Below are 26772 nucleotides of genomic sequence, written 5' to 3'. Positions count from 1 at the left end.
AGAATATTCAGTTGACCTCCCCCCATTTATGCGGAAGCTCACCGGCGCAACAGCCGATCACAGTGATTTGTTCCGTGAGACAATCATACAAGAAAAAACGCGCGCGCAATGAGGCGGCCGCATTTTTGCCGAAAGCCTTGCGTGTTTTGGTCGTGCGCGCACGGCCCGGCAATCCGGCGCAAGGGTTCCTGCAGGCCGGCAAAACGGTGTTTCCCTGCGCTTTGGGGCGCGGCGGCATCACCGCCAACAAGCATGAAGGGGACGGCGCGACGCCGTTGGCGTCGATGCGCATCCTGTCAGGCTATTTTCGGGGCGATCATTTCGCGGGCGGGCGCAGGACGAGGCTGCCGATGGCGCCGATCGGTCCGGATCTCGGCTGGTGCGAGGTTCCGGACGACCGCAATTACAACCGGCCGGTTAAGATCCCCTATGGCGCGAGCCATGAGCGGATGAAGCGCGGCGACCGGCTCTACGATGTCTGCCTGGTGCTCGACTGGAACATCACGCCGCGCCGGCGGGGCCGTGGCAGCGCGATCTTCTTCCATCTGGCACGGCCGGGCTTCACGCCGACGCAAGGCTGCGTGGCTGTGACGGCGCGGACCATGGCGAGGCTGCTTCCGTTGCTGTCGGACAGGACGGTGGTGCGGGTAGTTCGGTAGTAGGGCAGTAGGGCAGTAGGGCAGTAGGGCAGTAGGGCAGTAGGGCAGTAGGGCAGTAGGGCAGTAGGGCAGTAGGTGTCTCCTTCCCTATTGCCTATTGCCTACTGCCTAATCCCTAATCCCTAATCCCTACTGCCTCTTTCCCGGTTTCTGCCAGCCCGTGCCGAGCAGGCCGATCTCGCGAAGCTCCCGGTCCATCGCCTTTGCCACATCCCGGCGCCCGGCGCCGATGTCGCGCAACTGGCTGCTGGAGAGGTCTTCGACCGACTCGTGCGGCAGCTGGGCGGCGACCCGGGCCTGGCGCAGCCAATCGCGTGCCGAACGCAGCCAAAGGGTGAGGCCGGAGGGGCGTTCCAGGGAGGTGCAGGACTTCAGGGCGATCTCAGACATGGCTCTATCCGTGTTCTCCGGATATCAAATCCGGTTTGACAGTGTTTCGATGAAGCCATCATGCCGGATTGAAAAACAAACGAGAAACGAGTAGTTCTTTTTCAATCATCAAGTTTTATTTGGAGATCGGATGTCCAAGCTGCTGCCCGGAACGCGTGCGCTGAGGACGTTCGAGGCGGCAGCCAGGCACCTCAATTTTACCCGCGCCGCCGACGAGCTCGGCCTGACGCCGGCGGCGGTCAGCCACCAGATCAAGGAAATCGAGGATCAGCTCGATCTGGTGCTGTTCACGCGCACCAGCCGCACCATCCGGCTGACGGAAGCGGGAACCGTGCTGCTCGAGGCTTCGGTCGATGCGCTCGACCTGCTGAACCGGGCGGTGTCGCGGGCGCGCAAGATGACGCGCGGCACGGCGCTGCTGAAGGTGACGCTCGACGCGCAGTTCGCGACGAAGTGGCTGATGCGGCGTGTCGACGATTTCCGCAAGCAGAAGCCCGGCATCGAGGTTCGCTTCGACATCACCTACGACGTGCGCGACTTCGAACTGGACGATGTCGATGTCGGCATTCGTTTCGGCGCCGGCAAATATCCGGGCCTTCGCGCCCACCGGCTGTTCGAGAACATCATCATTCCGGTATGCAGCCCGGCGCTGCTCGCCTCAGGTCCGCCGCTGAAGAAGCCGCGCGACCTTTTCCACCACACGCTCGCTCATATCGAGTGGTCGCGCCAGGGCGTGACGTGGCCAAACTGGCGCATGTGGATGCAGGCGGCGGGCGTCGACGATTTCGACGACAGCCGCACGCTCGTCTTCAGGACCTCGACCGACGCCACGCAGGCGGCGCTCGACGGCAATGCTGTGGCGCTCGCCGATTTCGCGATGGTCGCCAGCGACCTTTCGCAAGGGCGGCTTGTCCAGCCGTTCGAACTCGGCATCAAGGTGGCGCAGGACTTCGCCTATTTCCTTGTGTACCCTGAGGCGATCGCCGAGGATCCGCGCGTCATCGCCTTCCGGGAATGGCTGCTCGAGGAAGCGGCGAAGACGCCGACGTAGTTACAAGCGCCTCAGCCTGCGCCTGCCGGCGGGCCGAACCAGCCGATTACCGCGCCGATGATGAGCATGACGCCCAGCCAATGGCCGGCATCGATCAGCGTCAGGCCCCAGCCGAAGCCTTGATAGCGGTGGTTGACGGAAAGCGTGGTGGCGACGAAGCCCAGCCACAGCACGAAGCCGAAGATCAGCCCGGCGAGCAGGCTCGGCTCACCGCCTGTAACGGCGCCGACCACCAAGGTCAGGACCAGCGCCATGAGGAGCTCGGCGATGAAGCTGACGATGAACGGGACGGGCGAGCGTTTCATGGTTGCCGGGTCGAGCCGGGCGGCCTTCAGCCAGGGCTTGCTCAAGCCCATGTACCAGGCGGCGCCGAACAGCCACGCCACGACGGCGGCGACGATCACCGCCAGCCAGTTTATCGTTGAAAAATCCATGAAACCCCCTCCAGAAATGATGACGGATGGAACGCCTGTTCGGCGATGGCGTCAAGGAAGACGCCAGACGGTGGTGCGCTTGACTTCCGCATCCTCCAGCACGCGTGTCACCGGCACCTCGTATGCGGCAAGCGGTTCCAGCCCCGATCGCGGCAGATAGGAGCGGCCGGGATCGCCGACGACGATGTCGGCGCCGCGCTTTCTCAGCGTCTTGAACCAGGGCATCAGCCTGTCCGCGAACACCTTGTCGTAGAAGACGTCGCCGGCCAGCACGACGTCCCAGCCGGCATCGGTGCCGATACAGTCGGCGCCGAGGAATTCGGCCTTCACGCCATTGGCTTCCAGGTTGAGGCCGACCGCCGTGCCGCAGAACGGGTCGATGTCGGCGGCGACCACCTTCGTCGCGCCGGCCTTAGCGGCGGCGATGGCGACCAGGCCTGAGCCGGAGGCGAAGTCGAGCACGGTTTTGCCGCGCACCGTGGCCGGGTGGTCGAGCACGTAGCGGGCGAGCCCCTGGCCGCCGGCCCAGGCGAAGGCCCAGAAGGGCGGCGGCAGGCCGATCTCGGCCAGCTCCTCCTCGGTGCGCAGCCACAAATCATGCGCCTCGTCGGCCAGATGCAGCAGCACCTCCGGCACATGCGGCGGCGCCATCAAAGCCGTGTTGTCGAGGATGAATTTACTGGCGCTTGCCGGCGTCAGCCTGGTCACGGGGCCGGATCGAGGCCGCCCATGCGGCAGACCTCTTTCCATTCGGCCGGCGTCACCGGCTGCACGGAAAGCCGGCCGAGCCGCACCAGCGCCATGTCGGCGAGCTTGGGATTGGCCTTGACCTGTTCCAGCGTCGGCGGGTTCGGCACGTCCCTGACGGCGCGGATGTCGACGCATTCCCAGCGCGGATCGTCGGTGGTGGAGTCGGGGTGGGCGAGCGCGCAGACTTCGGCGATGCCGACGATGTCGAGACCTTCATTGGAATGGTAGAAGAAGCCGAGATCGCCGATCTGCATCGCCTTCATGTTGTTGCGCGCCGCGTAATTGCGCACGCCGTCCCATTGCGTGCCGGACTTGCCCTTGGCCTTCAGCGCCTCGAAGGAGAAGACCGAGGGTTCGGACTTGAAAAGCCAGTAGTTCATATCGTTTGTCCCGTTGCCATTGTCGGCGCGCCATGCACGGCGTTGCCGTCTATGCTTACTCTCTCGCCGGCGCGGCGGCGAGAGCAGCGAACGATCATGCGCCGGCGGGCTTCTGGAACACCCAGTTCCACGGACGGATGTGGACGCTTTCGAACAGGCCGGCCTTGGCGTAGGGGTCGGCGGCGGCCAGGGCTTGGGCGCCAGCCATGTCCGGTGCCTCGATCATCACCAGGCTGCCGTCCGGCTTGCCGTCGGCGTCGAGGAAGGGTCCGGCAAAGGCAAGCCTGCCTTCGCTGATCAGGCCTTCCAGGAACGCCGCGTGCGCCGGCCGCGTATCGACACGCAGCTGCAGGCTGCCGGGCTTGTCCTTGCAAATCAACGCAAACAGCATTTTTCCACTCCGATGGTTCAGATGTCGGTTTCGGTCTTGAGCGGGCGTGTCATCAGCGCGGTCACGGCCTGGCCGATGGTTATCTTACCGTCGAGGATGGCGGCGACGGCCGAGATGATCGGGGCCTCGATGCCGCGCTCGGCGGCGATTCGGGCGGCAATGCCGGCCGTCGGCACGCCTTCGGCCAGCGGCAGGCCGGCAAGCGGCTTGCCCTGGCCCAGCGCCAGGCCATAGGCAAAGTTGCGCGACTGCGATGACGAACAGGTGAGCAAGAGGTCGCCCAGGCCGGAAAGCCCCATCAGCGTTTCCGGCCTGGCACCGAAAGCGGCGCCGATGCGGCGCAATTCGACGAAGCCGCGCGTCACCATGGCGGCTTGGGCGCTGGCCCCAAGCCCGGCGCCGGTGACGGCGCCGGCGGCGATGGCAAAGACATTCTTCAGCGCGCCGCCGATCTCGACGCCGATCAGGTCGTCGCTCGAATAGCAGCGAAGGTTCTGCGCCGAGAAGCGCGCGGCAAGCTCGGCCGCCAATTCCGCATCGCGGGCGGCAACCACCACAGCGGTCGGCAGGCCGCGCGCGACGTCGCTGGCGAAACTCGGACCGGACAGTGCCGCGACCGGATTGCCCGGCAGGCTTTCAGCGACGATCGCCGACAGCAGCGCGCCGGTGTCGCGCTCGATGCCCTTGGCGCAAAGCACCAGCGGCACGCCTGCGGGGACGTGGTTGCGCGCATCGGCCAGGACCGCGCGCAGCGACTGCGCCGGCGTCACGGCGAGCACGCAGTCGGCGCCGTCGAGCGCCGCGGCCATATTGCTGGTGGCGGCGATGCCCGGCGCGATCCGGATGCCGGGCAGGTAGCGCGGGTTCTCGCCGCGGGCGACGGCGGCCACGGTTTCGGCGTCGCGCGCATAGAGCCGGACATCATGGCCGGCGCGCAGCATGGCCAGCGCCAGCGCCGTGCCCCAGGCGCCGCCGCCCAGCACCGCAACGCGCCAGCTGCCTGACCGCTTGCCGCTCGTTCTCTTCGCTGTCATGCCTTGGCCCCGCGTCGGCCCGAGCCGACCAGGGGCATGGAAACGCTGTCCAGCGGCCAGCGCGAACGCGGTACGAAATCGGCGGTGTTTTCGTCGGCGATGCCGGCGCGCAGCCGCTCGATGCCGGCCCAGGCGATCATCGCCGCATTGTCGGTGCAGAGCTTTTGCGGCGGCGCGACGAAGGCGAAGCCGGCTTGCGAACAAAGCGCTTCAAGCGTTGCCTTGATGGTGCGGTTGGCGGCGACGCCGCCGGCGACGACCAGCGCCGGCTTTGCCTGGCCGGGGAATTCCTGGCGGAAGCGGGCAAGCGCGCGCGCCACGCGGTCGCCCAATGCGTCGGCCACAGCCGCCTGGAAAGAGGCGCAGATATCGGCGACGTCCTGGTCGCTCAGCGGCGCGATAGCGGTTGCCGCCTGGCGCACCGCCGTCTTCAGGCCCGAGAAGGAGAAATCCGGCTGCGCAGAGGCCTTCATCGGACGCGGGAAGGCGAAACGGCGGGGATCGCCGCTGGCCGCGGCCTTCTCGACATTCGGGCCGCCTGGATAGGGCAGGCCGAGCATCTTGGCCGTCTTGTCGAAGGCTTCGCCCAACGCATCGTCGATGGTCGTCGCCCAGCGCTGGTAATCGCCGACGCCGCGCACCGCGACAATCTGGGTGTGGCCGCCGGAGACGAGCAGCAGCAGATATGGGAAGTCGAGACCGTCGGTCAGCCGCGCCGTCAGCGCGTGGCCTTCGAGGTGGTTGATGGCGATCAGCGGCTTGTTGGCGGCAGCGGCGATCGCCTTGGCGGTCATCAAGCCGACGATCAGCCCACCGACCAGACCCGGCCCCGCCGTCGCGGCAATCGCGTCGACCTCGTCGAGCGAGACCGACGAGTCGGCAAGTGCTGCCTCGATGATGCCGTCCAGCGCCTCGACATGGGCGCGCGCGGCAATCTCCGGCACGACACCGCCGAAGGCCGCATGCTCTTCGATCTGGCTGAGCACGATGTTGGACAGGATTTCGGGCGCGGAGCCGCCGTCCAGCGCCACCACACTGGCCGCCGTCTCGTCGCAACTCGTCTCAATGCCCAGAACGCGGATCAATTGGTCGCTGTCCACAAAGATTGTGTCGCCGGAGGTCTGTCGATATTCAGGTGATGCCGGCCTGCAAATGGCGGGTTTCTGCGCTTCCGGTGCTCACGTACCCAAAAGTACGCTCCGCTCCGGTTCTCGAAACCCACCATTTTCGGCTCGGCCTGACGTTGAATCTCGGCAGACCTCGAGTTCACTCGGGGGTTATCACGGACCGCGCGCCATGCAAACTTTGAAAATCGGAACACGCGGCAGCCCGCTGGCGCTCGCCCAGGCGCATGAGACGCGGGCGCGGCTGATGCAGGCGCATGGGCTGCCCGAGCGGGCATTCGAAGTAATGCCGATCTCGACCAGCGGCGACCGCATCCAGGATCGGCCGCTGTCGGAGGCCGGCGGCAAGGGCCTGTTCACCAAGGAAATCGAGGAAGCGCTGCTTGACGGCCGCATCGACATCGCCGTGCATTCGTCGAAGGACATGCCGACGGTGCTGCCCGACGGATTGGAGCTTGTCACCTTCCTGCCGCGCGAGGACGCCCGCGACGCCTTCATCGGCAAGAAGGTGAAACGGATCGCCGACCTGCCGCATGGCGCGATCGTCGGATCGTCGTCGCTTCGCCGCCAGGCGCTGCTTCGCCGCATGCGGCCGGATTTCGAGGTGGTGATCTTCCGCGGCAATGTGCAGACGCGGCTGCGCAAGCTGGACGAAGGCGTCGCCGAGGGCACCATCCTGGCCTATGCCGGGCTGAAGCGGCTCGGGCTCGAACATGTCGTCACCGACCTGATGCCGCTGGAGGCTTTCCCGCCGGCGCCGGGGCAAGGCGCGATCGGCATCGAAACCCGCATCGGCGACCGCGACGTCGAGAGAATGCTGGCGGCGATCCATCACGTGCCGACCGGCCAGGCGCTGTCCTGCGAGCGCGCCTTCCTCGCCGCGCTCGACGGCTCGTGCCGCACGCCGATCGCCGGCCACGCGACGGTCTTGGGCGAGAAACTGTCCTTCGCCGGGCTGATCATCTCGCCCGACGGCACGGAATCGCACGAGGTCCGGCTGGAAGGCGAGGCCGCGGACGCGGCGGAGATCGGCCTGGACGCCGCGCGGACGGTTCGCGCCAGGGCCGGTGCTAAATTCTTCGACGGCTGGGCCTGACATGGTCCGCGTCCTGGTGACGAGGCCGGAGCCCGGCGCGTCGCGCACGGCACGACGCCTCGAAACCTTGGGATTCCGGCCGATCCTGCTGCCATTGACCGAGACGAGGACATTGCCGGCCGAGGCGACCGTCGGCGCCGAGAGCGTCGCGGTCGCCGTCACCAGCGCCAATGCGGTGCGGCATGCGCCCGGGGCGTTGATCGCGGCGCTTGCGAGCCTGCCTTGCCACGCGGTTGGCAAAAGGACGGCCGAAGCCTGCCGCGCGGCGGGGTTCTTCTCCGTCACGGAAGGTCCGGGTGACGCCGAAGCGCTGTCCGACGCCATCGCCGGCGGCCTTGCCGGCAAGGCAATCGTTTATCTGTGCGGCCGCGTCCGCTTCCCGGTATTCGAGCGGCGGCTGGCGGCGGCGGCAGTGCATGTCCAGGCGATCGAGACCTACGACACGACAGGTGTCGACTATGGCGATGCCGACGTGGTCGCCCGCCTGTCGCGCCAGCCGGTCGAGGCGGCGCTGCTCTATTCGGCCAAGGCCAGTGCCGCGCTGGTCGACCTGGCAACGCGGCCAGCCCTGCGGCATCTCTTTGGAAAAACAGAATTTTTAGCGCTTTCGGCGCGTGTCGCCGAGCCGCTGCAGGGGATCGTCCGTCAACCGATCCGCATCGCATCCAAGCCCGAGGAAGATGCGCTGCTGGCGCTTTTGTCGCTGCCCGGCTGAGCCACGTCATCACACCGCCCCCTTTTCACCGCTTGGTGATGTGCTAGAGCATCCTGACGCTCTGGACCCATTGATCCATCCTCAAGCCATTTTGCGGAGCCCAAGCATGGTCAAGACGCCGAAGATGCGACATTCGAAGACCCGGCGCGAGCCGGTGACCATCGAACTCGAGCCCGGCGCCGTCTCGCGAATCACCGACGAGGATGCCGCCAAGGCCGAGGCCGAGGCCGCGCAGACCGACGAGGCGAAGGCGCAAGAGGCCGCAGCCGCTTCGCAGCCGGAGGCGCCGGAAGAGCCGATCCATGCCGAGCAGGCCGATATCGAGCCGTGGGAGCATAGCGACGCCGCGCAGGCAGCGGCTGACAGGCCCGAGGCCGGCAAGGACGAGCCGGAGGCGCCGTATCCCGGCGGTCCCGACGCGCCGAAGAGCCAGTCCAAGGGCTTCGAGTATAATTTTGAGGACGCCTCCGCGCCCGGCGCCGGCGCCTCCACAGAGAAGCCAAGCGAGACACGGAGCGAGGATCGCGTGCCGCAGCCTTCGCGCAAAACCGGCGTCAACGCCATCGCCGCGGGCGTCATCGGCGGCGTGATCGCGCTTGCCGGCGCCGGCCTGCTGCAGGCGGTCGGCATGCTTGGCGCGCCAGGCTCGGGCGGCGGATCCCTCGATGGCGTCAATGGCGAGATCGCTTCGCTGAAGAGCGAGATCGCGGCGCTGAAGGAAAGCGGCGATACGGGTGCGTCGGCCAAGGTCGACGACCTTTCATCGGCGCTCGACCAGGTCAAGGCCGATATAGCGGCGCTGAAATCCTCGGCCGGACAGAGCGGCGGCGGCGCCGCGCTCAAGGCGCTCGGCGACAAGGTCGGCCAGATCGAGACGGCTGTCGCCGGCCTGCAGAAGAACGGCAGCGTGGCGCCCGTCGATCTCGGGTCGCTCAACGAGAAGATCGCCGGGCTCGACGCGCTGGTGAAATCGACCGGCGACGCGGCCAAGGCCGAGGACGGCCGGGTCGCGGCGCTGGAACAGTCCGTGTCGCAGCTTTCCGGCAAGGTCGAGGCGCAGGCCTCGCAGCCCAAGATCGCGCTGGCGATCGCGGCCTCGGCGCTGAAGTCGGCGCTCGATCGCGGCGCGCCATTCGCGACCGAGCTCGATACGTTCGCGGCGATCGCGCCGGATGCGCCGGAGCTCGCGGCGCTGCGCTCCTATGCCGAAAAGGGCGTGCCGACCCGCGCCACCATCGCGTCGGAGGCCGATGCGGCCGCCAATGCCATGGTCGAGGCGGCGACACCGGTCGACCAGAATGCCGGCTTCTTCCAGAGCCTGGTATCGAGCGCGGAATCGCTGGTCAAGGTACGGCCGGTCGGGACTATCGAGGGCAAGGGCGTGCCGGAAACCGTCGCCCGCATGGAAGTGGCGGTCAACCAGGGCGACTACGCCAAGGCTCTCGGCGAATACGATACGCTGCCCGACGCGGCGAAAGCGGCCGGCGCCGATTTTGCCGGCAAACTGAAGGCGCGGCTGGACGTCGAAAAGCAGCTCGAAGCGCTGATTGCCGGCGCGACGAAGGCGTGAGGACGACAAGATGATCCGCCTCCTCGTCTTCCTCGCCGTCGTCTTCGCGCTGGGACTGGGCTTCGCCTGGCTGGCCGACCGCCCGGGCGACATGATCGTTACCTTCAACGGCTACCAGTACCAGATCACGCTGATGGTGGCGGCGGTGGCGATCGTCGCCGTGGTCGCCGCGGTGATGATCGTCTGGTGGCTGATCAAGTCGCTGTGGAACAGCCCCTACACGATCTCGCGCTATTTCCGGGTGCGCCGCCGCGACCGCGGCTACCAGGCGCTGTCGACGGGCATGATCGCCGCCGGCGCCGGCGACGGCGCGCTGGCGCGCAAGAAGACCAAGGAAGCGGTCAAGCTGATCAACTCCGATCAGGAGCCGCTGATCAATCTGCTCGACGCCCAGGCTTCGCTGCTCGAAGGCGACCATAAAGGCGCGCGGGAAAAGTTCGAGCGCATGCTCGACGATCCCGAGATGCGGCTGCTCGGCCTGCGCGGGCTCTATCTCGAGGCCGAGCGCCTCGGCGACCGCAATGCCGCGCGCCACTATGCCGGCCGTGCGGCGGCGGTGGCGCCGCAGCTTGCCTGGGCGGCAGAATCGACGCTCGAGGAGCTGACCGAACGCGGCGACTGGGACGGCGCGCTGAAGCTGGTCGAGGCGCAGAAATCGACAAGGCAGATCGAGCGCGACGCGGCCAACCGCCGCCGCGCCGTGCTGCTCACCGCCAAGGCGCAGGCGCTGGTCGACAGCGATCCGAACGCGGCCCGCACCGCGGCGCTCGAAGCCAACAAGCTGGTGCCGGATTTCGCGCCGGCGGCGGTGATCGCCGCCGATCTGGTTATCCGGCAAAACGACGTGCGCAAGGGCTCCAAGATACTGGAGGCCGCGTGGAAGGCCGAGCCGCATCCGGATATCGCCGAGCTCTACACCCATGCCAGGCCGGGCGATGCCGTGCTCGACCGCCTCAACCGGGCGAAGAAACTGCAGGAATTGAAGAAGAATCACGCCGAGTCGTCCATGACCGTGGCGCGGGCGGCGCTCGACGCGCAGGATTTCGCCACCGCGCGGCGCGAGGTGGAGGCCGCGATCCGCATGGATCGCCGCGAGGGCGCCTATCTGCTGCTCGCCGATATCGAGGAAGCCGAGACCGGCGACCAGGGAAAGGTGCGGCAGCTGCTGTCGAAGGCCGTGCGCGCCCCGCGCGATCCGGCCTGGGTGGCGGACGGCGTCATCTCCGAGCGCTGGGCGCCGGTGTCGCCGGTCACCGGCAAGCTCGACGCCTTCACCTGGCGCGCGCCGATGGAACGGCTCGGCCAGCTGATCGACAGCGAGACGGACGTTGCGGTGCCGGCGATCACCGCTGCGCAGCCCGCCGCACCCGCTGAAAAGGCGATCGATATTGTTGCCGACGCGCCCGCCCAGAAGCCGGTGCCGGCGAATGGCGGCGAGAGGGACGCGGCCGTTGCGGAAGCCGTCAGCGAAGCTGAAACCACCGGACGGGGTTCGGAATTACCGCCTTTGCCGGACGATCCAGGTGTCGCGCCGGAAGAAGAAGCGGATAAATCGCCGCGCCGGTTTCGTTTGTTCTGAGGTCGGGTTTTGGTGGGCAGGGAAAAGGTGTCGATGTTCGAGCGTGTGTTGTCCTTCCTGAGAGATCTGCCGGCTGCCGGCCATGCCAGGCCGAGCGCTGACGATCCGCGCGTCGCGGCCTCGGCGCTGCTCTACCATGTGATGAACGCCGACGGCGTGCGCCAGGACGTCGAATGGGAGCGCTTCAAGGAGATCCTGGGCGAGACCTATTCGGTGAGCGGCGAGGAGCTCGACGCGCTGGCCGCGGCCGGCGAGCGCGCCGACAATGAGGCGATAGACCTCTACGCCTTCACCAGCGTGCTCAAGCGCGATCTCGACGCCGAGGCGCGCAAGGCCTTCATCGGCCTGATGTGGGAAATCGTCTATGCCGACGGCGAGCTGCACGAGCTCGAGGACAACACGGTCTGGCGGGTCGCCGAGCTGATCGGCGTCGAGCGCCATGACCGCATCGAGGCGCGCCAAAAAGCGGCGGCCGAGGCGCCCGGCGCGCGGGGCAAATCGAGCGACGAATAACAGGACCCTTCGCCTTCCATGCCATCACGACCGAGGCCGAGACCAAGAATCCTGATCGTGCTGCATCAGGAGAATTCGAGCCCCGGCCGCGTCGGCCACATGCTCCTGGAAGAAGGCTTCGATCTCGACATCCGCAGGCCGCCGCTCGGCGATGGGCTGCCCTGCACGCTGGACGATCATGCCGGCGCTGTGGTGTTCGGCGGGCCGATGAGCGCCAATGACGAGGACGAGTTCGTCCGCCGCGAGACGGACTGGCTGCAAATCCCGCTCAAGGAGAACCGGCCGTTCCTCGGCATTTGCCTCGGCGCGCAGATGCTCGCCAACCATCTCGGCGGCAAGGTCGAGGGCCATGGCGAGGGCCTGGTCGAGATCGGCTGGTATCCGCTGAAGGCGACCGACGCCGGCAAGAAACTGCTGCACTGGCCGGAGATGGTCTACCAGTTCCACCGCGAAGGCTTTTCGCTGCCGAAGGAAGCGACGCTGCTGGCGACGGCGGAGACCTATCCCAACCAGGCCTTCCGCTATGGCGAGAATGCCTGGGGCATACAGTTCCACGGCGAGCTGACCCGGGTGATGATGCAGCGCTGGGTGGTGCGCGGCGCGCATCGCTTCGAACTGCCAGGCGCCCAGCCCGGCCGCGACCATCTCGGCGGCCGGCTGATCTGGGACATGCACCTCAGGCGCTGGCTGAGCGAGTTTTTGGCGCTGATTTTTGGTAGGCCGGCCGCGGAATAGAAATGACCTGCTGAGTTCGACCCGAAGCAGACCAATGCCTGGTGAAGGCTGAGAGGAAACGATGAGTGGGGGCAAGCGCACACGCACGCCGGTGCTCGGAGATCATAAGCGCATCAAATCGAAGCTGGTGACGCCGTTCAACGATGCGTTCGGGCCGATGCACGAAGTGTCGTGGGTCAACATGATGATCCCGGAGCTGCTGTGGATCGCGCTCGTGCAAAAAGCCTGGGGTCCGCGTCGTGGCGTCGAGATCATCACCGCCTTCACGCGCGACGTCCGAGCGAGCGATCCTACGCGCTCCCGCACGATCTGGGCGGCGGCCGGCAAGTTCGCGGGCCTGCCGACCGGCGTCCTTGCGGGCATCGTAGAAGGCCGACCCTATCGGGACGACCTGTGTGCACCGCTCGCGCCGCTCCATGCGCACTATCCTGAACATCCGATGCGCGAACTGACCTCTGGGGTGACCGAACTACCTTGTTCAGAAGACCTCGGCGCGCTCAAGGAACTGGTCGCTGAGCTGTTTGATCGCGCGTCGACGAGCGCCACCATGGTCCAGGCGACGGCGACGTGGCTCGCATTCGATGCCGAGCGGCTTAAGGTCTCAGCAGGCCTGGCACTTGCCGACTTCCCCCGAATTGAGGATTATCCCGACACCGATCAGTCGCAGCGCATAGCCGCTTCGATCCGGGCAACGCTCAACCAGATGTTCGGGGAAGTCGATCTGATCGCGTCAGGGACCGACTGGCCGATCGTCTTCTGGAACCGGGGCCTAGAACTCGAACCGTGCGAGAATTGAGATGATGAGGGTGTCGAATCGAGAGGATGAAGAAGGCATCGAACTCAGGCCGCTCATCGAGAACTATTGTGCGGATGTCGATCGCGAGTTTACCGCGCGCCTAGATGCATGGCCGCCCGATTTCGCGCAAATCCACGTCCATGAGGTGATCGGCGGTATGCTCGCGCGCGAGGCTACACTCGCCAAGGATCTTGCGCGCGCGCCGATGCTTTGGACCGGGCACAGCGCGCCGATTTTGTTGCGCGCGATGGCGGACGCCTACATTAACCTTACGTGGCTGCTACTCGACCCGGTCGAGCGCTGTCGCAAGTTTATTTTCTTCGGATTGGGTCAGGCCAAGCTCGAACTCGAGCATCGCCGCGCTCAGATCGGCACGCGCGAGCCGACGCCCCAGGAAGTGGCCATGCTGGAAGCTCGCGAGAGATGGATCGACAGCCAGCGGATCAGCGGGTTACTCGATGTCGACCTCGGAAAATGGTCGAGCATATCAGTTCGTCAGATGGCCGAGGAAGCAGGTTGTATCGACTTCTACAACTACATCTACACTCCGTTCAGCGCCTGCGCGCATTCGATGTGGCACCATGTTGCACATTACGATCTCAGGGAGTGCGGCAATCCACTGCACCGGTATCATCGTCGTCCGACCAGCGAGACATCTGCCCCGGATCTCTACTATCTGACGCTCGCCGCGAAATATTGGAGCAAGACGTTGGGCACCTTCGACCGAGCATACGGGCTCGCGATCTCGGGCCCGTCATCCTACGAGACTTTGATTGATGCCATCACCGATGATCCGCAGCCGGACTGATACGTAGTTGCATCGTAGGCACACTCAGGGTTTCGGTACGATGACCGCATAGTTCAGCGCTGAACATCTCGGTGGCGCCGAGTACGGCGAGCGCCACGATCGACAGCCAGGTGAGGGTCGAGACGCCGAAAAGCACAAAGACGACCTGCACCTGTCTCCGCGCCTATCTGCTCGTTGCTTGCGGATCCCGGGCCGAAGGCAGGCTGGCCTTGAGGAAGCGGTGCCAGGCGCCGCCGAGAACCAGCGCGGTTTCGGCCTCACCGAACCCGGCCGGGAGAAGACCTTCCGACAGCTTCGCAAAATCGAGGTTCGATCTGAACCAGGATGGCTGACCCGGAAAGCTCGCGGTCGCCTGGATCTCGCGGGTCCAGCGGCCCTCGCGCATCCAGCGCACGACGCTGTCGGGCTGGTCCTGGCAGAGATCCGAGCCGATGCCGAGATGATCCGCCCCCATGATCCCGGCCGCTTCGGCAGCCATCTTTCCGAACTGCTCCAGCGTGGTGTCCGAGCCGTTCGGGAGGTGCAGCGGATAGAGCGAAAGGCCGAGCAGCCCCTCCTTTACGCGCAATGCCTGCAATACGGCCCTGGAGACATTGCGGTTGCTGTCGCGCAGCCAGCGCGGATTGGCGTGGCTGATGACCACCGGCCGCTCCGAGAGCGCGATCGTTTCCAGCGCGGTCCGCTCGCCCGCATGCGACAGATCGATGATCATGCCGAGCCGGTTCATCTCGGCGATGGCCTCGCGCCCCATCCGCGTCACGCCGCTGTCCTCCTTCTCCATCCAGCCGCAGCCGAGCAGCGACTGGTTGTTGTAGGTGAGCTGCATGAAGCGGATGCCGAGATCGAAGAGCATTTCGATCAGGCCGATGTCGTCCTCGATCGGCATCGGGTTCTGCAGGCCAAGCAAGATCGCCGTGCGGTTCGTGGCCCGCGCCCGCTCGATGTCGCCGGCATCGCGCGCCAGAAGGATCAGGTCCTCATTGTCGCGAAGGCGCGTGCGCCAATCGACGAGGTGGCGCACCGTCTCGCGAAAACCTTCGTGATAGCCGACCGTGGCGTGAACCGCGGTCAGCCCTCCCCGGCGCATCTCCTCGAAAATTTCGCGCGACCAGTTGCAGTATTGCAGCCCGTCGATCAGCACTCCCGTCGCGTCGCTGGTCATTCGGCCACGCCCGCGTGGATGTAGGACGTCTTGACCTGCGTGTAGAACTCGACCGCGGCGCGGCCCTGCTCGCGCGGGCCGTAGCTGGAGGCGCGAACGCCGCCGAACGGCACGTGATAGTCGGTGCCGGCGGTGGCCAGGTTGACCATGACGCAGCCCGAGCGCGAGGCGTGGCGAAATTTCGTCGCGCGCGCCAGCGAGCGCGTGGCGATGCCGGCCGTCAGCCCGTAAGGCGTGTCGTTGGCCAGCAGGATCGCCTCGTCGAGATCGTCGGCGGCAATGACGCAGGTTATCGGCGCGAACATCTCCTCCTGGTTGATGCGCATGCGCGAGCGACCGTTGAGGAAGACGGCAGGCGCCATGTAGTGGCCCCGATGCGCCAGGTCGAGCGCTTCGCCGCCGGTCGCAAGCTCCGCTCCTTCGTTTATGCCAAGCGTCACATAATCGAGATTGGCCGAGAGCTGCTCGGCACTGACGACCGGCCCCATCTGGACGCCGGCCGCAAGCGCATGGCCGACCTTGAGGGCTTTGGTCTTCACCAGCAGCTTGTCGACGAAGGCGTCGTGGATCGGACGATGGACGATCAGGCGGGACGCCGCCGTGCATTTCTGCCCGGTGCCGCCGAAGGCGCCGTTCACGGCAAGGTCGACGGCACGGTCGAGGTCGGCATCGTCCATGATCACGAACGGGTTCTTCGACCCCATTTCGAGCTGCAGCTTCACGAACCGCGCAGCGGCCAATGCCGCGATGCCGGAACCGACGGCACCGGAGCCGGTGAAGCTCAACCCTTGTATGTCGGCATTGGCGGCAAGCTCGCGGCCGATCGTCGATCCCGAACCCATCACAAGATTGAACAGGCCTTTCGGGATCGCCTGCCGGCTGATGATCTCGGTCAGCGCCCAGGCGCTGGCCGGCGTGACGCTGGCCGGTTTCCAGACCACGGCATTGCCGAAGGCGAGCGCCGGCGCGATCTTCCAGGACGCGGTGGCGATGGGGAAATTCCAGGGCGATACGATCGCGACGACGCCGAGCGGTTCGCGCTCGGTCAGCACGTCGACGCCGGCCCTGACGGAATCGGCCGAGGAGCCGAGATTGCGCAAGGCTTCAGCCGCGAAATAGGTGAAGAACTGGCCGGCGCGATAGACCTCGCCGACGCCCTCGGGAAGGGTCTTGCCCTCCTCGCGCGAAAGCAGTTCGCCGAGCTCCTTCGAGCGCGCCATCAATTCGCGACCGATGGCGTCCAGAACGGCGGCTCTCGCTTCGAGCCCGGCCGCGGCCCATTCCCGTTGCGCGCCTTGCGCCGCCGCCACGGCGTCGTGGACGTCGGACGGCCGCGCCTGGGCAAAGCGCCCGACGATGTCGGTCACGTCGGAGGGATTGACGTCCTCGACCCAGTCGGCGCCGTCGCGCCATTCGCCTGCAACGAAGTTCTGACCGTTCAGCATCGTGTTCGACCTGCATCAATTCGGTTGACAACGACCTAACCAATGCTGTGAACTTCAATCAAGCTCAATTTTTGGCACAAATGTTCAGGCAAGCTTAACAGTGACCAAAACCATCAGCCTGACCGGCATGCGCAGCTTCGTCGCGGTCTGCGAGACCGGCGGCGTGCGCGCCGCCGCCGATCAGATCGGCCGTACCCCGTCGGCCGTGTCGATGACCTTGAAGCAACTGGAAGACGATATCGGCGCGCCATTGTTCGAGAGCGAGCGCAAGGGCGCGCTTTCGCCGGTCGGCCGCATCGTGCTCGACGAGGCGCGCGCCATGATCGCGCATTACGACCGCGCCTGCCTGGCAATGACCAGCTATGCGGCGGACCGGCAAGGCCGCTGCGACGTTGCCAGCGTGCCTTCGGTCGCCGTCACCTTGCTGCCGCGCGCGATCGCCCAGCTTCGCGCCGAGGGCAGCCGGTTCGACATCCACGTCCGCGACAGCGATTCCAGCGCCATCGTCGACGCAGTCGAAAACGGCATGGTTGAAGTGGGCCTGTGCGTGCTCGCGACCAGGCGGCCGCAGCTCAGTTTCGAGCCGCTGTTCCACGAGCCGCTCGATTTCGTCTGCCCGAACGATCATCCGCTGGCAAAATCCAAGCGCCCGCTGAAATGGTCGCAACTCGAGGGCGAGAGCTTCATCCGCAATGGCGCGGCCACGGCGCTAGGGCTTGCCGAGACCGAGGCGCTTGCCGCCGGCTCGAAACTCACCGCGACCAATGTGAGCTCCAATTTGGCGATGGTGGAGGCAGGGCTCGGCGTCACCATCCTGCCCCGGCTCTGCCGCTGGAAAAGCAGCCATGACGTGCGCTTCGTTCCCCTTGCCGATCCGCGCTCGAGCCGTACCGTCGGCTGGATCGCCAAGGAAGGCCGGAACCTGCAGCCGGCGTCGCTGCGGTTCATCGAATGCATTCGCCTACAGACGCAGGCGAGCGAAGGAGAGTTCGGCTATGCGGCGGCATGACTGGCGGATGACCGGATGACGCGCCTGACGCAAGCCCGCATCGAGACGCTCGCCCGCACCGCGCTGCTGCGCCATGGCGCAAGCGAGCGGCAGGCCGAGGCGCTCGCCGCAGCCATCGCGGCAGCCGAACGCGATGGCCTGAAGTCGCATGGGCTGATGTACCTGCCGACCTATTGCGAGCATTTGACCTGCGGCAAGGTGCTGGGGCAGGCCGAGCCGCGCCTGACGCGGCCGGCTCCAGCGGTCGTCGCCGTCGATGCCGGCAATGGCTTTGCGCACGCGGCAATCGCCACCGGCATGCCGCCGCTGATCGAGGCGGCGCGCTCGCAAGGCGTGGCGGCTTTGGCTATCCGCAATTCCTACAATTGCGGCGCGCTCGGCTATCACACCGAACGTATCGCCCGGGACGGCCTGGTCGGTCTGGGCTTCACCAACGCGCCGGCCTCGATTGCGCCCTGGGGCGGCCGCAAGGCGGCCCTCGGCACCAACCCCTGGTCGCTGGCGGTTCCCGACGGGCACGGCGGCGCGCGCTTCGTCATCGACCAGAGCGCCAGCGTCGTCGCCAAGAGCGAGGTCATCAAGCGGGCCCGCGCCGGCGAGCCGATCCCGCCCGGCTGGGCTTTCGACGCAAGCGGCGAGACGACCACCGATGCCGGCGAAGCGTTGAAGGGTACGATGGCGCCGGCAGGCGCCTACAAGGGCGTCGGCTCTGCATTGCTGGTGGAGATCTTTGCCGCGTGCCTGACGGGAGCCAATCCCGGGCTGGTCGCCAGCCCCTTCTCCGGCACGGCCGGAGGCCCGCCGGGAACCGGCCAGTTCTTCCTGGCGGTCTCGCCCGAGGCGACATCGGCCGGGGCATTCGCGGGCAATCTGGAAACCGTCGCCGGCGCCTTCACCGGCGATACCAGGCTTCCGGGCACAAGGCGCTTCGGCGCGCGCGAACAGAACACCAAAGAGGGCATCGAGGTAGCGGCGGAAACGCTTGCCACCTTGGAAAAGCTCGCAGGGACCGCCGCATGACGGCGATCGCGCTGCGCCCGCCCGAGATCGTCATGCGCCTGCAGCGGCTGGGCGCCGCGCATCCGACACGGCTCAGTTTCCTGCGCCAGCTGATCCGCCGCGCCACCAGGGAGAAATGGCGTGTGCGCAAACACCTGTTCGATCTCGACGACCAGGGGTTCGGACGCGCGGTCTATGCGGTCGAGACACCGGCAAGGACCTACAGCCTGGTCGCGTTCTCGACCCCGCTCGATGACGAGAAACGGTCCGACCGGGTGATCGCGCAGGCCTGGGACACAAGCTACGTGCTTTACGACGGATTGCCGGACGCCGCCGAAATCGCACGGCTGGAGGCAAATGCGCCGCTGCAGGAGGCAGGCCGCTATACGAGAAGCGAACTCGTGCTGGCGCGTGCCAACAAGAGCGTGCGGCTGTTCGAGGAAGTCGCCGCGGCACTGGCACAGGGACGACAGCCGCACGAGGAGCAGTTGCTCGGCGTCGGCTATCTGCTGCGCACCACGGCTGTTTACGGCAATGGCAAGTTCGGCATCGCCGATCGCGACGAGATCGCAACACGGCCGGAGCTTGCGGGATCCTTCCAGGCGGAAATGCTCACGGTCTGGCTGATCCGATCCTTCACGCTCGATCTTGTCGACCACATCGCCTATCGCCGCAATCCGGCCGGCGCGGCTAGGCTGGCGCCGGATTTGCGCCGAGCGCTCGGCGTGGGCAATGCGACGGGGCTCGGGATGGCGCCGTTTCTCGTGCGCCATCCGTTGTTGACGCACAGCTGGTTCCTGGCCCGCGAAACCGCGCTGGCGCGGGTGCGCGCCGAACCGCAAGCCGGCGCGACGGAACGAGACGTTTTCTTGAAAGCGCTCGCCGATCTGCGGCAGCGCGTGGCTCGCTGGCATAGCGACGATGACCGCCAGGCCGCCGCGACCTTGTCGCTGGCCGCCGATCTCGACGCGCTGGCCGAAAACCTCGACCGGCTTCTGGCGCAGCCCTGCCCCTGGGATGCGAGCTATCGCTTCGCGGAAGAAAAATTCTCGCTCGAGGGGCAGGAGGCCTGCGTCTCGCTGATCCTCGAGCCGCACGGTGTCCTGATTGACGAGCTCGGCGACACGATGCAGGCCGACGAGACGCCCGGCCATGCCATTGACGGCACCATGAGCTGCGCCTCGCTTCGTCAGGCGCTTCTCGCCTCCTATTCCTGGGCGGCCAAGGTCGACTTCGCTGAGCCGTCCGCCAACGCGCGCTTCTGGTATGTCTCGGCGGAGAAGCTCGAGCCCCGGCTCGGCGAACGCTTCGAGGAGGACGGCGCCGATCTCGAACAGCCTTTGGCCACCGCGCGCGACGCTCTCAGCCTGGCGGCCGCGCTGGCGCAGGAGCCACCCACGGCCAGCGTCGCGGACTTTCTGCTGCGCCGGCCCGAATGGCGCCACGCGGTGCGGCGCGCCCAGATCGTCGCCAGGTTTCCCTATGCCGAGATCCACGACAATCTGATCGGCGCCGACTTGCGGCCCGTCGACATCTTGCGCGCGAAGCTCGCTTTCTTCGGCGCGCGCAGCTTCGATCCGCGCTCCGACCGCTGGCTGCGGATCGCGCTGTTCAGCGGCGAGCCCCTGATCGAGGATGTCGCCGCCATGGCGCCGGCAGGAGAGGCGGCGTGATCGACCTGTCGCTCAACGAGGTGGAAACGCTGAGCACCAAGGCGGCGCGGGGCGCTGGATTTTCATGGGGACTGGCCGAGGATATCGGCCGCGCGGCACGCCGGATCGCGGTCGAGGACGACAACTGGGGCTTGGCCATGCTGAGCCTTGCCAAAAACGCGCAGTCCTTCGCGGCGCCCGACCCTGCCCGCGCGGCGCGCTGGCGAAAAGGCGAGACGGACAAGCCGGCCGAAACGCCACTTTGCCCGATCCGAACCGCGGCTTTGCTGCTCGACGATCCGCTTCCAGCGAGCGCGCTGCCGTTGGCGATCATCGGTGTCGGCCTGCCTATCTGGCTCGACGCCATGCTGCGCCGCTCGGCCATGCGCATGGCGCGGCCCGTGGGGCCGGTGACGCGCGCCGATGTCGTCATCGAACGCCGCCCCGAAATCGAGCAGCCGGCCGCGGGCCGGCGCGGCGCGATCGACGAGCGGACGCTTGCGGCGCTCAATTCCTTCGCCGCCAGAACCTATGTGCCGGAAAGCGAAGGGTCGCGCGTGCGTGGTGCCGGCGGCGGCCGGGTGGACGACGAATAAGGGGAGAAAAAAATGAGCGCAGCCGACGGCCAGAAGATCGCCATGCGCGGAGCGGGTTATTACTCGGCCAACACCGTGGGCGCCAAATACGTCATCGACAAGGTCGGCGATCTCGTCGTCGAGGCCGTCGCCGGCATGCCCCGGCTGGCCGACGGCCAGCCATTCGCCATCGCCGATTTCGGCGCGGCCGACGGCGGCACCTCGATGGACATGATGCGGCGGCTGGTCGGCGCCGTTCGGGAGAGGGAACCGGACCGGGCGATATCGATCACCTACACCGACCTGCCCCACAATGATTTCTCGACGCTGTTCCGGCTCAGCCAGGGACTGCTTGGCACCTCGACGGAGGTTCCGCTGGCCGAGACGCCCGGGCTCTACATCTTCGGCAGCGGCACCAGCTTCTATCGGCAGATCGTGCCGGACAATTCGCTCTCGTTCGGCTTTTCCGCCACGGCGATGCACTGGATCAGCAAGCGGCCCTGCATGATCGCCGACCATGTCCAGGCTGTCGGCGCGACCGATGCCGAGCGCGCGCAGTTTCGCGCCCAGGGGCTGCGCGACTGGGAGACGATCCTGCTTGCCAGGGCGCGCGAGCTCAGGTCGGGCGGCAGGCTGGCGCTGGCCAATTTCTGCGTCGACGAGGAAGGGCGCTATCTCGGACATACGACCAGGGTCGATATGTTCGACGGCTTCGCGCGCCATTGGCGCGATCTGGCTCGGGCGGGGCGGATCAGCGAGACGGAATATGTCAACGCGACGTTCCAGCAGTTCTACAAGACGCCGGGCGAGTTCGCGGCACCCTTCCGCGATCCCGCTTCGACGGTGTCGCAGGCCGGACTGAGGCTGGAAAACATCTTCACCATGGTGACGCCGTGCCCCTATGCCGAAGCCTTCCGGGTCCATGGCAATGCGCAGACCTTCGCCAGGGCCTATGTGCCGACGCTCCGCTCCTGGTCGGAAACCGTCTTTGCCAACGCGCTCGACCCGTCGCGTCCCGTGGCCGATCGTTCCGCAATCGTCGACGCTCTTTACGGCGCGTACGAAGCCGATGTCGCGCGCGCGCCCGAAGGCCATCGGATGGACTACGTCCACTGCGTGACGGAGATCGTCAAAGGATAAGTGGTACCGAGACCTATGCGCCCCGCACTTGCGCCTGGTCCCGGTCGTGGGACGTCAAGGAGGCCACGCCGAACTTCGCGCCGCTCGGTATCAGGTGCTTGTGCGAAATCCCCGGAGTTAAAGAATTTCAAGGCACTGGTTCAGCGGTAAGTTCCTGTATTTTCCCGAGGAGATTTTTGACGAGCAGCTGGTAGACGCGCGTGAGTTCGTCCGGTGATAATTCAACTCTGATGTCGTACTTGCCGGAATAGTTCACCTGCAGATCGACGGTTCCGAACAGCGTCGTTGCGCCATCGCGAATGTCGGTCGCCACGGCCATGTTCGCCAATGGCTGATCCAGCAGAATGACGCCTGGTTCTCCGGGATGATTGTGCGTCGTCGTGCGTATTTTCACAACGTAATCCTCCTGTCAGGTGAGAGCCCGGCTCTCCACATCGGTATCGGGCCCTGTCCAAAATAGAAGCCGTCCCCTCAAAACGCGAGGAACAAAAATGGATGGTATCGGCGCGGCCACGAATCTGTGTTATGCGCCGCCCGATCAATCAAAGGACGACACCCTGTGAACGAACTGACCGTGGCCGAGGCGACCGAAAGCATCTACGCCTCACTCCGAGCGGACAATGCCGACCTCGATACGCATATCGCGGCACTCAAGGCAGCGCTGGCGCGAGAGGGGAAAAAACAGGCAGTGTTCGATCCAACCAGGCTGGTGCAGAACAACCGCGCCGGCCGCAAGCTGATGCAGGCCTATTTTCGGCAGCGCGGCGTTAGCGTGAGTTTTTCGGAGTAGAGGAACTGCAAGCGAAGCGATCTCAATCGGGCGTTGGCAGTGCTCTGCCGCAGGCCGATGAGCGCCAACGACGCGGACGAATTGGTGCGCGGCGAGGCGACGTTTCGCTGGCGCGCATGTATCCCAACCAGGCCTTTCGCTATGGCGACAATGCCTGGGACTATCGCCCCTCTATCCGTAGCTTTGCATCAAGGTCTTCACGAGCCCCGTGGCGGTCGTACGACTGCGCCAGATCATGCAAAGCACCGGCGAGGTGAGGGTGGGTTACTTCTAGTGCACCGGCGTGATGCCGATAATGCGCCGCCAGTGCGCGTTCCTGGTCGCCCCCCTCGTAGGCTCCCCGTGAATGCACGCCGCGCTTGTTCATGCTCCCTGTGTAAAACCCTCCAAGCATATCTTCGGAAGAAGTGCGCTCCAGGAGAGCCCGGGCAGCTTCGCCCGGCCACAAACCGTCAGCACCATCCGGCGCATGGGCCAAGATTTCTCCCAGCGTGATGTCGCACACCGCAAGCCGATCTTGCTGAGCGGCGAGCCGCCGGGTCTCTTCCACGAATTGAACGGCTTGATCGAGGTCGATCGAGCCATCGGCACTGGTGCCCGGCTGACGCTCGCAGGCGTGTAGGATATGCCAAGCATTCTCGGCGGCGCCTCGTTGCCTATCATCTGCTTCTCGATCGGAGCCGCTGTGCGGTTTGTAGATGAGACAGAGGAGTTCGACAAACACCTCTGGTCGTGACATGAGAACCCGGTACAGTGTCTTCGCGTGCTGCTCTCCCTCGAAGCCGAATGCGCGGATTATCGCGAACTCGAGTTGAACGAGCCGCATCTCGTCGATCGCTCCCGAGTCTTCGAGATAGTCGATCGCGCGTTGAAAGACGTAACTCTGAGGGATATGGCCTTCGGCCACTTCGAGTCCCTTCATGACCCCTTCTAGCATGTCTATGACAAGCTCGGGGTCATAGGGAGAGAACTTGATATGGCAGGCATTCAGCGCGGATACCGGCCGGCCGTGCGCGACGAGCTTGCGGATTGCTGTCTCCATCTCTACCGGGTTGTCGAGCCACAAATTGTTGGTGCAATTTGACCAGAAGTATTCGGACCTGCTGATGCCGTCGGCGCGATCCCATATCTGCGGATGATGAGGGCACAGGACGAGGAGGCGCGCCAGCCAATCCGGCACATGCCCCGCCGCAGGTGCGATCTCGAAGATCCTCCCGAGGGCAGCACTGCGTTCTTCCGACGACATACAGCACAGGATGGCGGCCGCAACGGTCGTTCGAACTTCTCCGCGGTGAAGTTGGCCCGCTTCCTCGACGATCCACCGATCGAGTTCCTGCTCCGGTAGCTTGATATGCGGGAGATGGCAGCCAACGGTCCAGGCATCCGCGTGAAGGGTGGCGAGCTTGACAACGCCTTCCCAACCAAGCGCTTCGAATACGTCCCTCAGCGCTGCGCGGGCGGTTTGCACCCCTTGGCGCTCTTCGGCGTCGAGTTCGGTTCCTCGTGTGCGGATTGGAAGTTCGACCCAACTGCTCCGGAACAGCCAAGCGTGCCTGACGATGACGTCGTCCGGTTCCAGGTCCGCATAGACGGCCTCAAGCGGGTCGAGCAGCGTGCTGAGTGTCGCATCGTCACGCTTCTCGTCATAGTTGCGATGCCAATGCAGCTTATGACGTATGGCCGAACGGAGCACTTCCTTGTCTTCATCGCCTAGCGCCCGGCATTCCCAGATCAGCTCGATGATCCGTTGCTGGCGCGGCGTGTCGAGTGTGGCGTATTTGGCGATGAGCTTCGTAATGCGTTGAGCATGGCCTCGCGACATCTCTATCTGGCGATCGATTACCGCGGCCACCATCGTGTGACGCTCCAGGCCGGTCACACCATAGCCGGCGCCCGCATCGTCGGACCGCCATTTGGGCCGTGCGATATGGTTGGCGAAATCGGGGCCGGCTCCGGTCAAGCTGTCGAGAAGCTGATAGGCGGCATCCGGTGTCTGCTCGATCAGGAAATCGATCGCGCTGATCCGTTGCTCGACCGTTGCGGCGGTCTGCGGGAACCACGAACGGTAGAGATCGAGCAACGAGCTTCTGGGTTTGTTGCCCCAGTTTCCATCGATCTCCACGGCGGACAGTTTCGCCAGTATCAGCGAAACTCGTCGCAACCGGTTCGGAGCCCAGGCCAACGTCTCGAGTGCCCAAAGCATCCCGGCGTGCCAGCATCGGCTGCCGATCCCTGTGCTCTTGGTTTCGGCAAAGACAGAAAGCGGACCGCTGCCAGGTCTGCCTATGCCGAATTCGACCGCCGTCAAAAACTCGTGAGGGCTTGCCTCAGCCAGAGCGGGGAGTTGGCTGGCCAAGGAGAGCCAGCGAACCCGGTCGCCATCGCGAAGCAGATTGCGCACGAGGCGATCTATACGACCTTGGATGTCGATCGCTATGAGCGCGGGGACATCGACGCCGCGCGCCGCAAGTTTGATGAGCGTGTCGCACAAGGCGTCCAGCAGCAGTCCACTGATCGGCCGCACTTTGCCATGAATGGCAGCGGCATAGCGGTCTTCCTCCGCTAGTTCGAGCTGCGGATCGGGCGCGGCGAGGACAGCCTCCAACTCGGTGAAATAGCGATCCAGCTGCACCAGCGTGATGCGTTCACCGAAAATGGCGAGGAGCTCAAGCGCAGACTTCGCTTTCCAGACCGTGCCGATGTGCAGCAATGGCGAATCGTCAAGCCGCTCGAGCGCGAGCAGATCGGTTTCCAACTCCTCATACGGCCTGCCGCTGATCCGCGCGACGATCTCAGCATCGCTCGGCTTGCTGGTCGACCAGCCTCCGACGAGGCAGACCGTCGCCAAGGCATCGGCGGCCGGGCTATCGAGCCAGCTTGGCCGTCGAATGGCTGGATTGATCGCGTGCTGGCGCCGAAGCACAGACCAGGAGCGGCCGCAAAGCGTCGACAGGCGCCGCGTGTCATTCTCATCGAGTCCGATGAGCTGGAGCGCCTTTTCGAACTCGCCGGGCAATGCCCGCTCCAGCACCATCTCGGCATCGTTCAGCCTTGCGGCGAGGCCCTTGAACTGGCGGGCCATGTCGCCCGACGCGTACGGCACCACCAACGCCAGTCGATCCCTAACCGCTGGCGCCTCGGCTACGGCCGGTGTCGCAGCTACCGCAACCCCGATGCCTGCATTCTTCTCGACATAGCGCCAGCCGTCCGTGCTAGTGACTATGACCGATTGGCTGGAAATATGGTCATTTTCGAGCAGTGCGGCCGCTGTGAAGGCAACCGCTTCCTCGACACTGTCTGCCTTGATCGCTAGCGGCTCGGTCGCCGTTCCGCCACGAATCCGTTCAACCCGATGAACCAGCTTTGTCGCCTGGTCGATCCGACCAGTGAGCAATGCTGCGGACATGATCTTGGGAGTGCATTGCGCACCCCACTTTTCCAGATACGCGGCCAGGCTCTCGACACCGGGGCCGACGATGCCAAGTTCTTCGCCGAAAGCGAGCGCTACCGCCGGGCACTGTTCGAGCCACTGCTCCAGGTCGTCAGCGTCATAGGCCCGAACGTCCTTCCACGAACCTTCCGCGATTTTCTCGTCCCGCCAGCGCGACTTAGCCGCCCAACGGCGGGCGGTGACAGCAACGAAGCTACGCTCTGCTCTGATTTCCGGCGACGTCGCTGATGTACGCTTGGCGAAGTCTTCGTTTGCCTTGGTAATGGAGTCAGCGCGACAGCTTAATTCCCAACAGGAATGGCCGACAGGCACCCACGCGTTGCCCGTTTCGCTGTGCAGCTCTCCGTCAAACCCCGGCAACGCGACGGATTCACCAGCCGGCATCGCCATCTGCGTCACGGTCGAGACGCTGTGGATCAGCCGGCGTAGGAGCCGAGGCAATTCTGCCTGAGCTGGTGTCGTGTTGGCCCAACTGGCAATCTGTGTAGCAGTAACCATGACGCCAAGATAGCGTCTGGGAGTGC

27 protein-coding genes are annotated in these 26772 nt (G+C 65.6%); 16 read left to right on the top strand and 11 right to left on the bottom strand.

What is annotated here, in order from left to right; genetic code table 11:
• The first annotated feature begins 62 nt into the window (after nucleotides 1–62).
• Complete coding sequence (locus tag FJ417_RS26765; protein WP_140785507.1) at nucleotides 63–659, top strand: L,D-transpeptidase; 597 nt, start codon at nucleotides 63–65, stop codon at nucleotides 657–659.
• Nucleotides 660–788: 129 nt separating this feature from the next.
• Here FJ417_RS26765 and FJ417_RS26755 read toward each other — a convergent pair whose 3' ends face one another.
• On the bottom strand, nucleotides 789–1049 hold the full coding sequence (locus tag FJ417_RS26755) for a hypothetical protein (protein ID WP_140785506.1): 261 nt from the start codon (nucleotides 1047–1049) through the stop codon (nucleotides 789–791).
• Nucleotides 1050–1179: 130 nt separating this feature from the next.
• Here FJ417_RS26755 and gcvA point away from each other — a divergent pair, with 130 nt between their 5' ends.
• The gene (gcvA, locus tag FJ417_RS26750; RefSeq protein ID WP_140785505.1) at nucleotides 1180–2100 is read left to right on the top strand and encodes a transcriptional regulator GcvA; all 921 of its coding nucleotides are present in this window, start codon (nucleotides 1180–1182) and stop codon (nucleotides 2098–2100) included.
• 11 nt (nucleotides 2101–2111) lie between these two features.
• On the opposite strand, the gene FJ417_RS26745 is transcribed toward gcvA, so the two are convergent.
• The 6 genes from FJ417_RS26745 to tsaD all read right to left on the bottom strand — a co-directional run bounded on the left by FJ417_RS26745 (nucleotide 2112) and on the right by tsaD (nucleotide 6171).
• Complete coding sequence (locus FJ417_RS26745; RefSeq protein ID WP_140785504.1) at nucleotides 2112–2534, bottom strand: DUF1761 domain-containing protein; 423 nt, start codon at nucleotides 2532–2534, stop codon at nucleotides 2112–2114.
• A gap of 51 nt (nucleotides 2535–2585) precedes the next feature.
• Nucleotides 2586–3242, bottom strand: coding sequence for a methyltransferase (locus FJ417_RS26740; RefSeq protein ID WP_140785503.1), 657 nt, complete (start codon nucleotides 3240–3242; stop codon nucleotides 2586–2588).
• A complete protein-coding gene (locus FJ417_RS26735) occupies nucleotides 3239–3664 on the bottom strand; it encodes an EVE domain-containing protein (RefSeq protein ID WP_140785502.1) in 426 nt (141 codons plus the stop codon). The genes FJ417_RS26740 and FJ417_RS26735 overlap by 4 nt, the downstream gene beginning before the upstream one ends.
• 94 nt (nucleotides 3665–3758) lie before the next feature.
• Nucleotides 3759–4055 (bottom strand): YciI-like protein, encoded by a 297-nt coding sequence (locus FJ417_RS26730; RefSeq protein ID WP_140785501.1) that lies wholly within the window; start codon nucleotides 4053–4055, stop codon nucleotides 3759–3761.
• 17 nt (nucleotides 4056–4072) lie between these two features.
• A complete protein-coding gene (locus FJ417_RS26725; RefSeq protein WP_140785500.1) occupies nucleotides 4073–5089 on the bottom strand; it encodes an NAD(P)H-dependent glycerol-3-phosphate dehydrogenase in 1017 nt (338 codons plus the stop codon).
• The gene (gene tsaD / locus FJ417_RS26720; RefSeq protein WP_181183310.1) at nucleotides 5086–6171 is read right to left on the bottom strand and encodes a tRNA (adenosine(37)-N6)-threonylcarbamoyltransferase complex transferase subunit TsaD; all 1086 of its coding nucleotides are present in this window, start codon (nucleotides 6169–6171) and stop codon (nucleotides 5086–5088) included. Before tsaD ends, FJ417_RS26725 begins: the two co-directional genes overlap by 4 nt.
• 214 nt (nucleotides 6172–6385) lie before the next feature.
• On the opposite strand from tsaD, the gene hemC reads away from it, so the two are divergent.
• The 8 genes from hemC to FJ417_RS26680 all read left to right on the top strand — a co-directional run bounded on the left by hemC (nucleotide 6386) and on the right by FJ417_RS26680 (nucleotide 14025).
• Nucleotides 6386–7309, top strand: a complete 924-nt coding sequence (gene hemC / locus FJ417_RS26715) for a hydroxymethylbilane synthase (protein WP_140785498.1) — start codon at nucleotides 6386–6388, stop codon at nucleotides 7307–7309.
• Nucleotide 7310: 1 nt separating this feature from the next.
• On the top strand, nucleotides 7311–8024 hold the full coding sequence (locus FJ417_RS26710) for a uroporphyrinogen-III synthase (RefSeq protein WP_140785497.1): 714 nt from the start codon (nucleotides 7311–7313) through the stop codon (nucleotides 8022–8024).
• A 106-nt stretch (nucleotides 8025–8130) separates the two neighbouring features.
• On the top strand, nucleotides 8131–9594 hold the full coding sequence (locus tag FJ417_RS26705; RefSeq protein WP_140785496.1) for a COG4223 family protein: 1464 nt from the start codon (nucleotides 8131–8133) through the stop codon (nucleotides 9592–9594).
• Between the two features lie 10 nt (nucleotides 9595–9604).
• Entirely contained in the window at nucleotides 9605–11173 is a 1569-nt protein-coding gene (locus tag FJ417_RS26700; protein ID WP_140785495.1) for a heme biosynthesis protein HemY, read from the top strand.
• A gap of 33 nt (nucleotides 11174–11206) precedes the next feature.
• Nucleotides 11207–11686, top strand: coding sequence for a TerB family tellurite resistance protein (locus tag FJ417_RS26695; RefSeq protein ID WP_140707097.1), 480 nt, complete (start codon nucleotides 11207–11209; stop codon nucleotides 11684–11686).
• Between the two features lie 18 nt (nucleotides 11687–11704).
• Nucleotides 11705–12421, top strand: coding sequence for a glutamine amidotransferase (locus FJ417_RS26690; protein ID WP_140785494.1), 717 nt, complete (start codon nucleotides 11705–11707; stop codon nucleotides 12419–12421).
• Between the two features lie 61 nt (nucleotides 12422–12482).
• The gene (locus tag FJ417_RS26685) at nucleotides 12483–13217 is read left to right on the top strand and encodes a hypothetical protein (RefSeq protein WP_140785493.1); all 735 of its coding nucleotides are present in this window, start codon (nucleotides 12483–12485) and stop codon (nucleotides 13215–13217) included.
• 1 nt (nucleotide 13218) lies between these two features.
• Nucleotides 13219–14025, top strand: coding sequence for a DUF5677 domain-containing protein (locus tag FJ417_RS26680; RefSeq protein WP_140785492.1), 807 nt, complete (start codon nucleotides 13219–13221; stop codon nucleotides 14023–14025).
• A 163-nt stretch (nucleotides 14026–14188) separates the two neighbouring features.
• Here the strand turns inward: FJ417_RS26680 and FJ417_RS26675 are convergent, their stop codons facing one another.
• Together FJ417_RS26675 and FJ417_RS26670 are read right to left on the bottom strand one after the other, a co-directional pair.
• The gene (locus FJ417_RS26675; protein ID WP_140785491.1) at nucleotides 14189–15187 is read right to left on the bottom strand and encodes a membrane dipeptidase; all 999 of its coding nucleotides are present in this window, start codon (nucleotides 15185–15187) and stop codon (nucleotides 14189–14191) included.
• Nucleotides 15184–16632, bottom strand: coding sequence for an aldehyde dehydrogenase family protein (locus FJ417_RS26670; RefSeq protein ID WP_140785490.1), 1449 nt, complete (start codon nucleotides 16630–16632; stop codon nucleotides 15184–15186). The genes FJ417_RS26675 and FJ417_RS26670 overlap by 4 nt, the downstream gene beginning before the upstream one ends.
• Before the next feature lie 100 nt (nucleotides 16633–16732).
• Here FJ417_RS26670 and FJ417_RS26665 point away from each other — a divergent pair, with 100 nt between their 5' ends.
• From FJ417_RS26665 to FJ417_RS26645, 5 genes are read left to right on the top strand one after another with little or no spacing between them, the layout of a single operon-like run.
• Nucleotides 16733–17641: a LysR family transcriptional regulator gene (locus FJ417_RS26665; protein ID WP_140785489.1), complete on the top strand. Its 909-nt coding sequence runs from the start codon at nucleotides 16733–16735 to the stop codon at nucleotides 17639–17641.
• Between the two features lie 15 nt (nucleotides 17642–17656).
• Nucleotides 17657–18661, top strand: coding sequence for an Ldh family oxidoreductase (locus FJ417_RS26660; protein WP_140785488.1), 1005 nt, complete (start codon nucleotides 17657–17659; stop codon nucleotides 18659–18661).
• Entirely contained in the window at nucleotides 18658–20313 is a 1656-nt protein-coding gene (locus FJ417_RS26655) for a hypothetical protein (protein ID WP_140785487.1), read from the top strand. Before FJ417_RS26660 ends, FJ417_RS26655 begins: the two co-directional genes overlap by 4 nt.
• Nucleotides 20310–20888 (top strand): DUF3726 domain-containing protein, encoded by a 579-nt coding sequence (locus FJ417_RS26650; RefSeq protein ID WP_181183308.1) that lies wholly within the window; start codon nucleotides 20310–20312, stop codon nucleotides 20886–20888. The genes FJ417_RS26655 and FJ417_RS26650 overlap by 4 nt, the downstream gene beginning before the upstream one ends.
• Nucleotides 20889–20900: 12 nt before the next feature.
• Nucleotides 20901–22007, top strand: a complete 1107-nt coding sequence (locus FJ417_RS26645) for an SAM-dependent methyltransferase (protein ID WP_140785485.1) — start codon at nucleotides 20901–20903, stop codon at nucleotides 22005–22007.
• Nucleotides 22008–22134: 127 nt separating this feature from the next.
• On the opposite strand, the gene FJ417_RS26640 is transcribed toward FJ417_RS26645, so the two are convergent.
• Nucleotides 22135–22401, bottom strand: a complete 267-nt coding sequence (locus FJ417_RS26640) for a hypothetical protein (protein WP_140646087.1) — start codon at nucleotides 22399–22401, stop codon at nucleotides 22135–22137.
• Between the two features lie 165 nt (nucleotides 22402–22566).
• Between FJ417_RS26640 and FJ417_RS26635 the strand changes: the two genes are divergently transcribed.
• Nucleotides 22567–22797, top strand: a complete 231-nt coding sequence (locus tag FJ417_RS26635; protein ID WP_140785484.1) for a hypothetical protein — start codon at nucleotides 22567–22569, stop codon at nucleotides 22795–22797.
• A 160-nt stretch (nucleotides 22798–22957) separates the two neighbouring features.
• On the opposite strand, the gene FJ417_RS26630 is transcribed toward FJ417_RS26635, so the two are convergent.
• Nucleotides 22958–26746, bottom strand: coding sequence for a hypothetical protein (locus tag FJ417_RS26630; RefSeq protein ID WP_181183307.1), 3789 nt, complete (start codon nucleotides 26744–26746; stop codon nucleotides 22958–22960).
• Nucleotides 26747–26772: the final 26 nt, after the last annotated feature.

The sequence above is a fragment of the Mesorhizobium sp. B3-1-7 genome (genome assembly GCF_006439385.1).
Classification (GTDB): Bacteria; Pseudomonadota; Alphaproteobacteria; order Rhizobiales; family Rhizobiaceae; genus Mesorhizobium.
Note: the sequence above shows the minus strand (reverse complement) of the source record. Positions and strands in the feature narration are given on the sequence as shown.

Excerpts from the sequence above, each read along its gene's own strand:
- FJ417_RS26645 (WP_140785485.1), top strand. The coding sequence starts at position 20,901 with ATGAGCGCAGCCGACGGCCAGAAGATCGCCATGCGCGGAGCGGGTTAT.
- FJ417_RS26725 (WP_140785500.1), bottom strand. The coding sequence starts at position 5,089 with ATGACAGCGAAGAGAACGAGCGGCAAGCGGTCAGGCAGCTGGCGCGTT.
- FJ417_RS26655 (WP_140785487.1), top strand. The coding sequence starts at position 18,658 with ATGACGGCGATCGCGCTGCGCCCGCCCGAGATCGTCATGCGCCTGCAG.
- FJ417_RS26705 (WP_140785496.1), top strand. The coding sequence starts at position 8,131 with ATGGTCAAGACGCCGAAGATGCGACATTCGAAGACCCGGCGCGAGCCG.
- FJ417_RS26710 (WP_140785497.1), top strand. The coding sequence starts at position 7,311 with ATGGTCCGCGTCCTGGTGACGAGGCCGGAGCCCGGCGCGTCGCGCACG.
- FJ417_RS26755 (WP_140785506.1), bottom strand. The coding sequence starts at position 1,049 with ATGTCTGAGATCGCCCTGAAGTCCTGCACCTCCCTGGAACGCCCCTCC.
- gcvA (WP_140785505.1), top strand. The coding sequence starts at position 1,180 with ATGTCCAAGCTGCTGCCCGGAACGCGTGCGCTGAGGACGTTCGAGGCG.
- FJ417_RS26735 (WP_140785502.1), bottom strand. The coding sequence starts at position 3,664 with ATGAACTACTGGCTTTTCAAGTCCGAACCCTCGGTCTTCTCCTTCGAG.
- FJ417_RS26700 (WP_140785495.1), top strand. The coding sequence starts at position 9,605 with ATGATCCGCCTCCTCGTCTTCCTCGCCGTCGTCTTCGCGCTGGGACTG.
- FJ417_RS26680 (WP_140785492.1), top strand. The coding sequence starts at position 13,219 with ATGATGAGGGTGTCGAATCGAGAGGATGAAGAAGGCATCGAACTCAGG.
- FJ417_RS26730 (WP_140785501.1), bottom strand. The coding sequence starts at position 4,055 with ATGCTGTTTGCGTTGATTTGCAAGGACAAGCCCGGCAGCCTGCAGCTG.
- hemC (WP_140785498.1), top strand. The coding sequence starts at position 6,386 with ATGCAAACTTTGAAAATCGGAACACGCGGCAGCCCGCTGGCGCTCGCC.
- FJ417_RS26685 (WP_140785493.1), top strand. The coding sequence starts at position 12,483 with ATGAGTGGGGGCAAGCGCACACGCACGCCGGTGCTCGGAGATCATAAG.
- FJ417_RS26670 (WP_140785490.1), bottom strand. The coding sequence starts at position 16,632 with ATGCTGAACGGTCAGAACTTCGTTGCAGGCGAATGGCGCGACGGCGCC.
- FJ417_RS26695 (WP_140707097.1), top strand. The coding sequence starts at position 11,207 with ATGTTCGAGCGTGTGTTGTCCTTCCTGAGAGATCTGCCGGCTGCCGGC.
- FJ417_RS26745 (WP_140785504.1), bottom strand. The coding sequence starts at position 2,534 with ATGGATTTTTCAACGATAAACTGGCTGGCGGTGATCGTCGCCGCCGTC.
- FJ417_RS26690 (WP_140785494.1), top strand. The coding sequence starts at position 11,705 with ATGCCATCACGACCGAGGCCGAGACCAAGAATCCTGATCGTGCTGCAT.
- FJ417_RS26630 (WP_181183307.1), bottom strand. The coding sequence starts at position 26,746 with ATGGTTACTGCTACACAGATTGCCAGTTGGGCCAACACGACACCAGCT.
- FJ417_RS26660 (WP_140785488.1), top strand. The coding sequence starts at position 17,657 with ATGACGCGCCTGACGCAAGCCCGCATCGAGACGCTCGCCCGCACCGCG.
- FJ417_RS26675 (WP_140785491.1), bottom strand. The coding sequence starts at position 15,187 with ATGACCAGCGACGCGACGGGAGTGCTGATCGACGGGCTGCAATACTGC.